General features: G+C 74.8%; 9 protein-coding genes. 4 read left to right on the forward strand and 5 right to left on the reverse strand.

Annotation, left to right across the window (positions count from 1 at the left end; genetic code table 11):
• The first annotated feature begins 43 nt into the window (after positions 1 to 43).
• Positions 44 to 931: a glycosyltransferase family 2 protein gene (locus tag CPE01_RS13995; protein WP_146807431.1), complete on the forward strand. Its 888-nt coding sequence runs from the start codon at positions 44 to 46 to the stop codon at positions 929 to 931.
• Here CPE01_RS13995 and CPE01_RS14000 read toward each other — a convergent pair.
• Positions 928 to 1,797: a glycosyltransferase family 2 protein gene (locus tag CPE01_RS14000; RefSeq protein ID WP_146807432.1), complete on the reverse strand. Its 870-nt coding sequence runs from the start codon at positions 1,795 to 1,797 to the stop codon at positions 928 to 930. The genes CPE01_RS13995 and CPE01_RS14000 overlap by 4 nt on opposite strands.
• Positions 1,794 to 2,969 (reverse strand): glycosyltransferase family 4 protein, encoded by a 1,176-nt coding sequence (locus CPE01_RS14005; RefSeq protein ID WP_246783957.1) that lies wholly within the window; start codon positions 2,967 to 2,969, stop codon positions 1,794 to 1,796. Before CPE01_RS14005 ends, CPE01_RS14000 begins: the two co-directional genes overlap by 4 nt.
• 154 nt (positions 2,970 to 3,123) lie before the next feature.
• On the opposite strand from CPE01_RS14005, the gene CPE01_RS14010 reads away from it, so the two are divergent.
• Positions 3,124 to 4,077 (forward strand): glycosyltransferase family 2 protein, encoded by a 954-nt coding sequence (locus CPE01_RS14010; protein WP_146807433.1) that lies wholly within the window; start codon positions 3,124 to 3,126, stop codon positions 4,075 to 4,077.
• Between the two features lie 44 nt (positions 4,078 to 4,121).
• On the opposite strand, the gene CPE01_RS14015 is transcribed toward CPE01_RS14010, so the two are convergent.
• From CPE01_RS14015 to CPE01_RS14025, 3 genes are read right to left on the reverse strand one after another with little or no spacing between them, the layout of a single operon-like run.
• A complete protein-coding gene (locus CPE01_RS14015; protein WP_146807434.1) occupies positions 4,122 to 5,609 on the reverse strand; it encodes a lipopolysaccharide biosynthesis protein in 1,488 nt (495 codons plus the stop codon).
• On the reverse strand, positions 5,606 to 6,832 hold the full coding sequence (locus CPE01_RS14020; RefSeq protein WP_222592936.1) for a Coenzyme F420 hydrogenase/dehydrogenase, beta subunit C-terminal domain: 1,227 nt from the start codon (positions 6,830 to 6,832) through the stop codon (positions 5,606 to 5,608). The genes CPE01_RS14015 and CPE01_RS14020 overlap by 4 nt, the downstream gene beginning before the upstream one ends.
• Entirely contained in the window at positions 6,829 to 7,905 is a 1,077-nt protein-coding gene (locus CPE01_RS14025) for a polysaccharide pyruvyl transferase family protein (protein ID WP_222592937.1), read from the reverse strand. Before CPE01_RS14025 ends, CPE01_RS14020 begins: the two co-directional genes overlap by 4 nt.
• 252 nt (positions 7,906 to 8,157) lie before the next feature.
• Here CPE01_RS14025 and CPE01_RS14030 point away from each other — a divergent pair, with 252 nt between their 5' ends.
• Both CPE01_RS14030 and CPE01_RS14035 read left to right on the forward strand, forming a co-directional pair.
• A complete protein-coding gene (locus tag CPE01_RS14030) occupies positions 8,158 to 8,859 on the forward strand; it encodes an RAD23 family protein (protein ID WP_146807436.1) in 702 nt (233 codons plus the stop codon).
• Positions 8,860 to 8,994: 135 nt separating this feature from the next.
• Positions 8,995 to 13,071: LamG-like jellyroll fold domain-containing protein (locus CPE01_RS14035; protein WP_186811552.1), on the forward strand; the 4,077-nt coding region annotated here is incomplete at its 3' end.

Here is a 13,071-nt window from a genome sequence, read left to right on the forward strand (position 1 = left end):
AACCACGTCACGACGCGCCGCGCGCGTCGTTACGATCGGGCACATGCCGCAGACCGCCCATCCCGGGACCGATGGTGCGATCGTCGTCGTGAACTACGGCTCGTCCGCGCTGCTCGCGCGGCACCTGACCCCCTTCCCGGCCGCGGGCGGTCCGCGGGTCGTGGTCGTCGACAACTTCAGCACGGCCGACGAGCGTGCCGCGATCACGGCACTCGCGCGCCGGCACGGGTGGGAGCTCGTCGCCCAGCCGAACGTGGGCTTCGGCGCGGGCATGAACGCGGGCGTCGCGCGTGCCCTCGAGCTCGGGAGCACCGCGGTGCTCCTGCTCAACCCCGACGTGCAGATCGAGCCCGACGGCGCCGCCGACCTGCTCGCGCAGGTCGCTGACGACGAGCACCTGATGGTCGCGCCCGCGGTCCGGCACGGCGACGGCCGGCCCGCGTTCTCGCGCGGCACGCTCGACCTGCGCACCGGTGCGCTGCGCACCAGCGGCGCGCTCGACCCGCGGCTCGAGCCGTGGCTCACGGGCGCGTGCCTCGCGCTGTCCGCGGACCTGTGGCGCCGGACCGGCGGGTTCAGCGACGCGTACTTCATGTACTGGGAGGACCTCGAGCTGAGCGTGCGCGCCACGCGCTCCGGGGCGCGGCTCGTGGTGCGCGACGACCTCGTCGTGGTGCACGACGCGGGCGGCACGCAGGGTGCGGGCAAGTCGTCGCTCTACCGCTACTACAACTGCCGCAACCGCCTGCTGTTCGCGCGCCGGAACCTGCCGCGACGCGCGGCGCTGCGGTGGGTCGCGGGCGCACCGCGCTACGCGTGGGACGTCGGGACGCGCGGCGGCCGAGGGAACGCGCTGCGGCACCCCGCCGCGACGCTGTGGCCCGCGCTGCGCGGGTCTCTGGCAGGCACCTGGACGGTGCTCGCGCGTTAGCGGGTCGTCGCGTCGCGGCCCCACGGCGTCGCCGAGCCGCGGCGGCGGTGGCGGCGGTCGATCGCACGCGCCGGCAGCTCGACCGCGTACCAGACGGCCGTCCCGACGAGCCCGTCGTCGGCCAGGCGGCTCCGCAACGTGCGCGGCGGGCGCCGGGGCGGCGCGTCGGGCCGTGCCGCGGGCCGACGCTCGACGGGCAGCACGCGGGCGAGCTCGTGGCCCCCCGCGATGATGCGCGCGCGACGGCGCACCTGGGCGCGCAGCGTGCGCGGCGGGCGGACGGTCGACGTCCCGGGGCTGACCACGCGCTCGTGCGGCGCGAACACCGCACGCGCCCAGCCGTCGTCGGCGATGACGTCCGGGAGGTCCGCCAGGCGCGGCAGGCCCGCGCGGTTCACCGCGTAGACGCCCCGCGCGCCGATGTCGCCGCTGCGCACGTGCGGCTCGTGCAGCCACGCCGCGTAGTAGCGCCGCACGCCCCACGAGCACGCCGACAGGTCCAGGGCGAGCGCGGGGGCGCTGATGAGCGGTGAGGCGCCGGCGAGCGCGCACGCCAGCCCCGGCAGCGCCGCGTCGTCGAGCACGACGTCCGCGTCGACCACCGCGACGACGTCGTCGTCGTGCGACGCGTGCGCCAGGCCCGCGCGGACCGCGTTGGCCTTGCCCCCGGTCGGCAGGTCGACGAGCGTGACGCGCGGGTCGTCGAGGTCGCGCACGCGCTGCGCGGTCGCGTCGCTGCAGCCGTTCGCGACGACGACCACGCGCACGCGCACGCCGTCCGCGGCCAGCAGTGATCGCACGCAGCGCGCGATCACGCGCTCCTCGTCGTGCGCCGGGACGACGACGAGGACCTGCGGCACGCTCACGACGCGTCCGCGGGGCCGTGCGCGCCGGCCAGGTCGTCGAGCGCGGAGGTCACCGCGTCGTCGTAGCGCTGCGTGCCGAACCGCGTGAGCGCGTCGGCGCGGCCCTGCGCCGCGAGGCGCTCCCGCAGCGCGGTGTCGTCCGCGAGCTCGCGCACCGCGGACGCGAGCGCGGCGGGGTCGTCGGGCGGCACGAGCAGGCCGGTCTCCCGGTCCCGCACGATCTCCGCGAGGCCCTGCACGCGCGACACGACGACCGGGCGCTGCGCGAGCAGCGCCTCGACCGCCGCGTTCCCGAACGGCTCGACGCGCGAGGGCACGAGCGCGACGTCGGCGCGCTCGAGCTCGTCCCACACGGGGTGCACGAACCCGAGCAGCTCGACCCGGTCCTCGAGCTCGCGCCGCGCGATGAGCTCGCGCAGCTCCTCCTCGAACCACTCGTAGCCCTCGAACACGCTGCCCGCGAGACGCAGGTGCACGTCGTAGCCCTCGTGCACGAGCCGGCTCACGGCCTCGATCGCGACGTCCGTGCCCTTGCGGGGGGACAGGCGCCCGACGAGCGCGACGCGCAGCGGGCCGTCACCCGCGCGCTGCTGGGGCGGGCGAGGCGGGCCGGGCACACCGTTGACGACCACCGTGGTCCGCTCCGCGAGGCTCGGGAACACCCGGCCCAGCGCGCGGCGCGCCGCCTCGCTGTTCGCCAGGAGCGCGTCGGCCAGGAGCAGCGGCGCGGTCAGGCCCGCGGTGATCACGCGTGCCTGGTCCTCCTCAGCCTCGTGCACGTGGCACAGCACCGGGACGCGCGCGAGCCGCGCCGCGACGAGCCACGCCGGGATCGTCACGGTGCTCACGTACAGCGCGGTCGCGTGCGTCTCGCGCAGGAACCGGGCCGCGCGCACGACGGCGGCGGCCGACCGGGCGCCGAGCGCGACGAGCCCGCGCGGGTTCAGCAGCGCCTTGCGCAGCACCGGGAACGGCGCGGTCAGCACGTGCGCGCCCAGGTCGTACGCGCGCTCGGCGAGCGGTCCGGGCCCCGGCAGGACGAGCGTGACCGCCCAGCCTGCGGCGAGGGCCGCACGCACCGACTCGAGCATCTGCAGGTCCGCGCCGTACAGCTCCGTGGACGGGTGGGCGACGACGAGCCGGCGCGTCCCGCTCGTCGTGCGCGATGCCACGGCGGACCTCCAGTGCGGTCGAACGGGTGCGGGCGAAATCGCCGGAAAGCGGGCGAAGTGGGCCGTTGGATGCTATCGAAGTCGGTACTGTCCCACCCGGGCGGCGGAGGGTGAACTCCGTGGTCAGACGGGTGGTCGAGCAGGGGAGCGACGGATGCAGACGGAGACGGCCGACGGTCGGGACGCCGGGCCGACGAGCGAGCGCGTCGTCGTCGCGATGCTCACCTACCGGCGGCCCGAGGACCTGCGGGAGGCGGTCCCGGCGTTCCTCGCCGCGTCCGCCGACCAGGGTGCGACGCTGCTCGTCGTCGACAACGACCCCGACGGCTCGGCCCGCGCGTGGGTCACCTCCTACGGCGACGACCGGCTCCGCTACGCGCACGAGCCCCGTCCCGGGATCGCGGCGGCCCGCAACCGCGCGCTCGACGAGACCGGGGACGACGACGTGCTCGTGTTCGTCGACGACGACGAGCGCCCCGAGCCGGGCTGGCTCGAGGCGATGCTCGGCTACCACCGCAGCACGGGCGCGCCCGTGGTCGTCGGCGCGGTCGTCGCGGACTACGCGCAGCCGCCCGAGAGCTGGATGACCGCGGCGCCGTTCTTCGGGCGCCGTCGCCTGCGCACCGGGACCGAGCTCGAGGCCGCGGGCACGGGCAACTTGCTGCTCGACCTGCGTGCGGTGCGGCCGCTGGGCGTCCGGTTCGACGAGCGGTTCGGCCTGAGCGGCGGCAGCGACACGATGTTCACGCGCACGCTCGTCGCGCGGGGCCTGCGCCTCGTGACGTGCGACGAGGCCGTGGTGCGCGAGCGCATCCCCGCGGACCGCATGACGCCCGGGTGGGTGCTGCGGCGCGCGCGGCGCAGCGGGAACTCGGCGGCGCGCGCCGAGCACGCCGTCGCCCGCCCGGGTGCGCAGCGAGCGCTCGTGACCGTGCGCTACACGGTGCGCGGCACGCTGCGCGTCGCGGGCGGCGCCGCGCGCACCGTGCTCGGCGCGCTGCGCCGCGACCCCGTCGAGCAGCTCATGGGCCGGCGCACGACGCAGCGCGGTGTCGGGATGCTCGCGGGCGCGGCCGGGAAGGTCGTCTCGGAGTACGAGCGCGTCTGAGGCGCGCACCCGACCCGAGCGGGCCGGGTCGGCGCCGATCCGGTTCAGCTCGGCCCGGGGACCGGGCTCGCGCCCGGCCGGGGGCGCCGGAGCGCGGCGCGCCCGGCGTGCCGCAGGGTGTGCAGGTCGCGGCGCAGCGCCGGGACGACGAACGCGCAGGCCGCGGCCGCGAGCAGGCCCGCGACGCCACCCGCGACACACTGCCACCACGGGTTCGCGGCGTGCAGGGCGTCGACCGCGAGCCAGGTGGCGGCGGCCGTGACGACCCCGACGGCGAGCACGCGCCCCGCGCCGCCGTAGAGGCTCCGCACGGGGACGGGCGTGACGCGGCTGAGCCACCACAGCGAGATCGGCCACGCGAGCATCGGCGCGATCGCGTACCCCGCCGCCACCCCCACGACACCCCAGGTGCTCCCGACGACGACGCACGCGATCCGGATCGCGGCCGAGACGAGCGTGTACTGCATGAGGTCGCGCGTGAGCCCGCGCGCCAGGTACACCCAGTACCCCACGTACGACAGCGTCTGGAAGATCCCCGCGACCGCCAGCAGGCGCAGCACCGGCGGGACGTCCGCCCAGGGCTCGCCGAGCAGGACCGCGACGAGCGGCACGGCGACGCCCGTGAGCACGGCCAGGGCCACGGTCACGGGGTAGGCGAGCACGAGCTGGCCCGTGCGGACGATCTGGTCGAACGCGGGGGAGATGCCCGCGCGGCTGAGCACCGGGAGCGCGACGGTCACGCTGGGCGCGCGCACCTGGTTCAGCGGGTTCATGAGCAGCTGGAACGCGCGGTTGTAGATGCCGAGCGACGCCGCCCCGAACCGGTAGCCGATCGTCAGGGAGTCCACGTTGTTGGCGAGGTAGCCGACGAGCTGGCTGATCAGCAGGTTGCGTCCGAACCGGTACAGGCCGCGCATCGGGGCCGTCCGGTCGTACCGGCCGGGCAGCCACCGCGCGGACGCCGCGAACGCGACGAGCGCGACGACGGCCTGCACGAGCTGCTGCGCGACGAGCGCCCAGTACCCGGCGCCGGCCAGGGCGAGCCCGACCGCGGTGAGCAGCGCGACGGCCGGCGCGAGCACGTCGGTACGCGCGACCGCGCCGAACCGCATCGCCCGCACGAGGTCCGCGCGGTACTGCGTCATCATGCCGTTCAGCAGGAATGTCACGGCGAGCGCGCGCGTGATCGCGACGAGCGCCGGTTCGTCGTACAGGTGCGCGAGCGGCACGGCGAGCGCGAAGACGACCAGACCGATCGCCGCGCCGATCGCCGAGTTGAGCCAGAACAGGTTCGAGCGCTGCTCGCGCGTCAGGGTCGCGGCCTGGATCGCCGCCGAGCTCAGACCGAAGTCGCGCAGGATCTCGCCGACGCCGACGACCGCGACGACCATCGCGACCAGGCCGTAGTCCCGCGGGTCAAGCAGGCGCGCCAGGACGACGACCGTGAGCAGCTGGATGACGAGCCGGGCGACGAGGCCGAGGCCCGTCGGCACGACCCCGCGCGCGGCGCTGCGCTGCAGCGACATCGTCATGCCGACCGCCGCACGGCGCCCGACCGCACGCGACGGAACGTCCCGCGCGCGGTCTGCACGGACTCGCGCAGGTTCCGGCGGGCCAGGCGCAGCAGGCCGAACCCGCGGTAGCGCGGCACGCGTGCGCCCGCGGCGCGCGCACCGAGCAGCCGCCCCGCGAGCGTGCGGCGGCGCTTGCGCTGCGACGGCTGCACGGCCATGACCTCACGGGGTGTGATCGGCCGGACGGTGAGCACGCCCGCGGCGACCGCGCGCTGCACCAGGTCGAGGCCGCGCGGCGTGCGCGCGACCAGCGCGCTCCAGCCGTCGGACTCGTCGAACACCGGATAGCCGCGCTCGTCGGCCCGCCAGAAGTCACCCGCGGTGACGTCGCTGCTCTCGCCGATGCCGTCGGGGCACGTCCGGCACCGCCACTGCACGGCCGGGCCGAGCACGCCGCCCCACGACTCCTCGTACGACGCGGACACCTCGTCGTCGCCCGTGCGGACCGTGAAGCGTCCGGGCCAGCCGCGCCCGCGGTACCAGAGCGCGTCGGGGACCGTGCCCGCAGCGACGCCGAGCGACTCCACGAGCGCGTCCGTCGCGTGCGCCGACGGCGTCCCGGCGCAGAAGAAGGAGAGCAGGAGCGGGGCGTCGGCCCCGCGCGCGCCGGCCAGCGCACGCAGCGCGGCGGCCTCGCACGGCTTGCCGATCGTCGCGCCGCTCGGGTCGGTCGCGAGCGGGTGCGCCGCGGCCGACGCGGGGGCGTACCGCGAGCCCGCGGACTCGAGCGCCTCGCGACGCGTCGTGATGGTCACCGAGACGGTGCGGCGCGGGTCGTCACCCGCACGCGCGCCGACGACGTGGGCGACCTCGCCCGTCGACGTCGCCCACGCCGCGAGCGCGCTCAGCACGCCGCCCGAGCTCCCGCGGTGCCGGAGCTCGGGGTCGGTCGCGGCGGCCTCCCAGCACTGCAGCACCGGTCCGAGCTGCGGGTCGTACACCGCGTCCGGGTGGTGCTGCGCGCGCACCGTCATGCCCGGGCACGCGGCGCGGAAGGCGCGCACGGCCGCCTCGTCGGCGGTCCCGGGGCGGACGCGGCGGGGACGGGCGAAGCCGTGGTCGTCGAGCGCGAGCTCGAGGCCCTCGTCGAGCTGCGCGCACATCCCGCAGCCCGAGCAGCACCCGGACGTCACGACCCGGTCCACCAGGGCGTCGAGCCGGGCGGCGGCGCCCTCGCTCACCCGAGCTCCCCGAGCGCGACGACCGCGCGCCCGAGCAGCTCGTCGGCGCGCGCGAGCGTCTCGTCGACCTGGTCCGTCAGGTCCTGCCGCGCGAGCGCCAGCACGGCGCCCGCGGGGTCCTCGGCCGTGCGCAGGTCGACCGTGTGCGACCAGCCGAGGTCGCGCAGCAGCGGCTCGAACTTGCGCGAGTACGCCAGGGGCACCGCCGGGGTGCCGGTCGACAGCGCGTTGAGGCACGCGTGCATGCGCGAGCCGACGACGAGCCGCGCCGAGGCGGTGACCGCACGCGCGTCGTCCAGGTCGTCGGGCACGACCAGCTCGACGTCGCCGTCGTCGAGCAGCTCGGCGAGCTCCTTGATGGCGGGCACGTCGTTGTCCGCGACGGGGGAGTCGAGCACGTGGGCGAGCAGCGACACGCGCCGGCCGTCGGCGAGCAGCCCACGCGCGACGTGCGTGACGGCCCTGCGGTAGGCGGTGTGGTCCACGTGCGGGTTGTCGGCCCACAGCAGCCCCGAGACGTTGAGCACGACGTCGCGCGTCGTCCCGACCGTCGGCCGGGGCAGCGCGAACACGACGTCGGTGGACTCGACGTCGACCGGCCGGCGCAGGCTGCGCGCGTACTGCGCGCTCGCGGAGTCGCGGGACATGACCAGGCGCGCGTCCTTCATCGACCGACGCCCGACCAGCCGCGCGCGGCGCGTCGTGAACGGCCCGATCGTCTGGGGTGCCATCACGACGGGCGTCCCCACGGTCGTCGCCATCCGCGCCAGCAGGCTGTGCGTCACGAGGCGGCGCAGGCCGTAGATGTCGGCGAAGCTGTCACCCGCACGGGTGTCCACCACGAGGTCGAACCCGGCGAGCCAGTCGCGCAGCGGCTCGCGCGGGTCGACGCGCGAGCGGACCAGCCGACGCCAGTCGCCCACGGGTGTCGGCGCCGTCCCCGAGCCGTAGTGCAGGTGCACGACCTCCGCGCCCGGGTGGACCTGCTCGACGAGCGCGGCCGCGCCTGCCGCGAGCACGCGGACCCCCAGGTTCGACGACCGATGGTCCGCCCACAGCACCAGAGCCCGCACAGTCCCCCCTCGCCGATCGATGAGCCGGCCCGGCTGGGGCTCGACCGCAGCGAGTGTAGGTGCGCGGGTGGTGACAAAGGGGGTCGGGTCCGACATATCACCCGAGTGCCGTCTGTCCGGATCGGCCGGCCGCGTCTAGCGTCGAGGGGCCGTGGCGGACGCACGGCAGCCGTCGCGCGTCCGCGTGGCGGCGCCCGGCGGTCGCGCGACGCGTCGCGCGGGTTCGGGCTCGTCGGATCGGGAAGAGGGCACGTGAGCGAGGAGACGTCGAGGTCGAGGTCGACGCGGTGGTGGGTCGTGGGCGGTGCGGGCGCGGTCGTGCTCGTCGTCGCCCTCGTGGTCGCCCTGCAGGGCGACGACGAGTCGCCCGGGGCGGACGCCACGCCGACCGCGACGGCGGGCGCGACGACGTCGGCCGGCGCGCAGGCGTCCGCGCACCCCTCGCCGACCGGCGCGGCCGACCCGAGCGCCGAGCCGACCCCCACCGCAGCGGCCACGCCGGGCGCGAGCGAGCCGCCGGCCGGGCAGGACGTCCCGGTGCCACCACTGGGTGACAAGGACCCGGTGGTCGGGCGCGGCGACGACGTGGTGTCGACCGGGGGCATCGAGGTCGCGGCCACGTCCCTCACGGCGGTCACGACCGACGTCAAGGGCCCGGGGGACGTCGTGGGACCCGGCATCGTCGTGACCCTCGAGCTCCGCAACACGACGACCGAGCCGTTCGACGCCACGGGTGTGGCCGTCGCCGCGTTCGGCGGGACGGAGGGCGTCCCGCTGTCGCCCGTCGACTCCGACGGCCGCAACGACCACCTCGAGGGTGAGGTCGCGGCCGGGGCCACGGCGAGCGGCACGTACGTGTTCATGAGCCCCGACGAGGGCGACGCGCTCGCGCTCCAGGTGCTGCTCGGGGCGACCTTCTCCCCGGTCGTGCTACAGGGCCTCGAGGGCGTCTGATCCTCTCGGGTGAAAACACCCTGACGCTGCGGGTGAAGTCTCCGCCGGGGTGATGGGCCCGTGGGTGGCAGACCTTATGGTCCGGTTTGTACCCGAATGACCGGACTGCGGCGTGCCGCAGAGGGCGAGGAAGCCGTGAGCATCACCATGACCATCAAGCGAGGGATCGTCTCGTCCTTCGCGGTCGCAGCCCTGATCGTCACGGCTGTCGGAATGCCGGCCCAGGCCGACTCCGCGCCCGGCGACCCGGAGCAGCCCGACACCCCGACGACGGTCAGCGCGTCGGCGCTGCCGACCGTCCAGATCGAGAACGGGGTCGTCTGGGACCAGGTCATCGTCGGGAACAAGGTCTACGCGGTCGGCTCGTTCTCGGCCGCGAGGCCGGCGGGCGCCGCGGCGGGCACCAGCACCGTCCCGCGCGCGAACATCCTCGCCTACGACATCCGCACGGGTGTGCTCGACACCAGCTTCGCGCCGGTGCTCGACGGCCAGGCGCTGCACATCACCAAGACCCCCGACGGCTCGCGCATCTATGTGACGGGTGACTTCCAGAAGGTCGACGGCCAGTGGCGCGTGCGCATCGCCGGGTGGGACACGGCGACCGGGCAGCTGCTGCCGAACTTCCGCCCGACGCTGGCCGCGCGCGGTCTCGGGGTCACGGCCACCAACAGCACCGTCTACGTGGGCGGCAACTTCACGAGCGTGGCGCCGCAGACGGGTGCGACGCTCCAGCCGCGCGCCTACGTCGCCGCGTTCAACGCGACCACGGGTGCGCTGCAGCCGTTCAACGCCGACGCGAACGCCCCGGTCACGGCGCTCACGATGACGCCCGACCTGCAGAAGGTCGTGATCGGAGGTCGCTTCACCACGCTCTCCGGCGCGTCCGGCTACGGCCTGGGCGCGGTCGACCCGGTCACCGGCGCGCGGGTCTCGTTCCCGGTCGAGAACGACGTGCGCAACGCCGGTGAGGACTCGTCGATCCTCGACCTGTACACCGACGAGACGGGCGTCTACGGCACGGGCTACCACTTCGGCGCCGGCGGCAACCTCGAGGGTGCGTTCCGCGCCGACCCGGTGACCGGCGAGACGATCTGGATCGCCGACTGCCACGGCGACACCTACTCGGTGACGCGCCTCGACGACGTGCTCTACGCCGTCTCGCACTCGCACTACTGCGGCAACATCCCCGACGGGTACCCGCAGACCGAGCCGTGGACGCAGCACATGGTCAACGCGTACACGGTCGCGCCCAAGGGCATCAACAGCCCCGACATCTACGGCTACAACCACTCGGCGGGCAAGCCGGCCCCGGCCGCGCTCTACTTCGACCCGCAGGTCTACACGGGCTCGTTCACGGGTCAGGGTCAGGCCGGCTGGTCGATCGAGTCGAACGACGAGTACGTGGTGATGGGCGGCGAGTTCCCCGGCGTGAACGGCCGCCTCCAGCAGGGCCTGGCGCGCTTCGCCAAGTCGGACAAGGCCCCCAACGACCAGGGTCCGCGGATGAGCGGCACGGGCTGGAGCACGCGCGCGCAGTCGACCGCGGCGGGCGAGGTCCGCATCACCTGGGCGGCCAACCTCGACCGCGACAACACGACGCTCACGTACCGCGTGTACCGCGGCTCGGTGAACACCACGCCCATCTACACCCAGGCCCTCACGGCGAACCCCTGGTTCACGCCGCGGCCGTTCGGGTTCACCGACACCGGGCGGACGCCGGGGTCGTCGATCAACTACATCGTCACGGCGACCGACCCGTTCGGGAACCGCGCCGTGAGCTCGACGATGGCCGTGACCGTGGCCGACGCGGGAGCGACCAGCAGCTACCTGGCCGCGGTGCGCGCCGACCGACCGACCCTGCAGTACCGGCTCGGTGAGGCGTCGGGCTCGACGCTGGACGACGCCGCAGGCTTCCTGCCGATGACGACGTCCGGCAGCGGGCACCAGCGCGGCCAGGCCGGCGCGATCCCCGACGACACGGACACCGCGACGCGGTTCCCCGGCTCGGGCAGCGCCTCGGCGGGCTTCGCACCGCAGCTCAACGCGCCCGAGAAGCTCACCGTCGAGGCGTGGGTGCGCAGCTCGAGCACCTCGGGTGGCTCGATCGTCAACTACGGCAACCGCCAGACGGGTCTGTCCGACACGGCCGACCGCGCGCTGTACCTCGACAACACCGGTCGCGTGAGCTTCGGCCTCTACTCGGCCTCGCGCGTCAACCTGCGCTCGTCGAACGCGATCAACGACAACCAGTGGCACCACGTGGTCGGCACGTACGAGCCGGGCATGATGCGGCTGTACGTCGACGGCGTGCGCGTCGGGCAGCGCATCGACGTGACCTGGCTGCGCCAGTACTGGGGCAATTGGCGGATCGGTGGCGACCGGGTCAACAACTTCCCGAACGCGCCGTCGTCGAACTACCTCAACGGCTCGATCGACGAGGTCGCCGTCTACGGACGCGCCCTGACGCTCGCCCAGGTCCGCGCGCACTACGAGGCGACCGGTCGCACGACGGCCGTGGCCCCCGTGCCCGCCGACGCGTACGGCCAGTCGGTGCGCGAGTCCGACCCCGAGCTGTACTGGCGGTTCAACGAGGCCTCCGGCACGACCGCGCTCGACACGAGCGCGTACGGGTCGCCGGGCACGTACCGCACGGGTGCCGCCCCCGGCGCGGCGGGCGCGCTCGCCGGCGTCACCAACGGCGCCGCGACGTTCAACGGCAGCAGCGGGTTCGTCGTCTCGAACCAGACGTGGTCGAACCCGCAGGTCTTCAGCCAGGAGCTGTGGTTCAAGACGACGACGACCTCGGGCGGCAAGCTCATCGGGCTCGGCGGCGCCAACACGGGCACGTCGTCCAACTACGACCGTCACGTGTACATGGAGAACGACGGCCGCCTCACGTTCGGCGTGTGGACGGGCTCCGCGACGACGATCTCGTCCGAGAACGCGTACAACGACGGCGCGTGGCACCACCTGGTGACGACCAAGACGCCGTCGGCGATGCGGATCTACGTCGACGGCGCGCAGGTCGCCTCCGGAGGCCCCGCGGTCGCGGAGGACTTCACCGGGTACTGGCGCGTGGGTGGCGACACCACCTGGGGCCCGCAGCCGTGGTTCGCGGGCACGATCGACGAGGTCGCGGTCTACGGCACCGAGCTCTCGCCCGCCGTCATCGCCCTGCACAACTCGCTCGGCCGCACCGGTGAGCCGCCGAACGCGCTGCCCACGGCGGCGTTCACGTCGACGGTCGACGACCTGACGGCCGCGTTCGACGCGAGCACCTCGAGCGACTCCGACGGCACGATCGCCACGTACGAGTGGGACTTCGGCGACGGGCACACCGCAACCGGCGTCACCGCCTCGCACGACTACGCGGCAGCCGGCACGTACGAGGTCACGCTGACCGTGACCGACAACCGCGGCGGCCAGGGCGAGCACAGCGCCGACGTCACCGTGACGGCCCCCGTGCCGAACGTGGCCCCCGTGGCCGCGTTCACCTCGTCCACGGACGGGCTGACGGTGTCGGTCGACGGCTCGGGCTCGAGCGACTCGGACGGGACCATCGCGGCCTACGCGTGGGACTTCGGTGACAGCGCGACCGGCACCGGCGTGACGGCCTCGCACGAGTACGCGGCGCCCGGCACGTACTCCGTGACGCTCACGGTCACCGACGACGACGGCGCGGAGCACTCGGTGTCGCACGACGTCACGGTCGAGGAGCCCGCCCCGGCGGTGCTGGCGACGGACGCGTTCGGCCGCACGGTCAGCAACGGCTGGGGGTCGGCGGACACCGGTGGCGCGTGGACGCTCAGCGGTACGGCGTCGTTGTACTCCGTCTCGGGCGGTGCGGGCCGTCTGACCGCGAACCCGGGGGCGACCCCGCGGGTCCGCCTCGACGACGTCTCGGGCCGGGACGTGGACGTCTCGCAGGTGGTCTCGCTCGACCGCTTGTCGGACACCGGCACTGCGCTGGTGTGGGTGTCGGCGCGCACGTCGGGCTGGACCTCGGAGTACCAGGCGCAGGCGCGCATCTCGCAGACGGGCGGTGTGACGTTGCGGATCGTGCGCCGGCTCGCCGCGGGTGACACGTCGCTGGCGAACGTGGTGGTGCCGGGCCTGACGTACACGGCGGGCACGAAGCTGCACCTGCGGCTCCTCGCCGAGGGTGAGGGCACGACGACGCTGCGGGCCAAGCTGTGGGTCGACGGGCAGCCC

Origin of the sequence: Cellulomonas persica, assembly GCF_007989825.1 — a bacterium.
In the GTDB taxonomy this organism is placed as follows: domain Bacteria; phylum Actinomycetota; class Actinomycetes; order Actinomycetales; family Cellulomonadaceae; genus Cellulomonas; species Cellulomonas persica.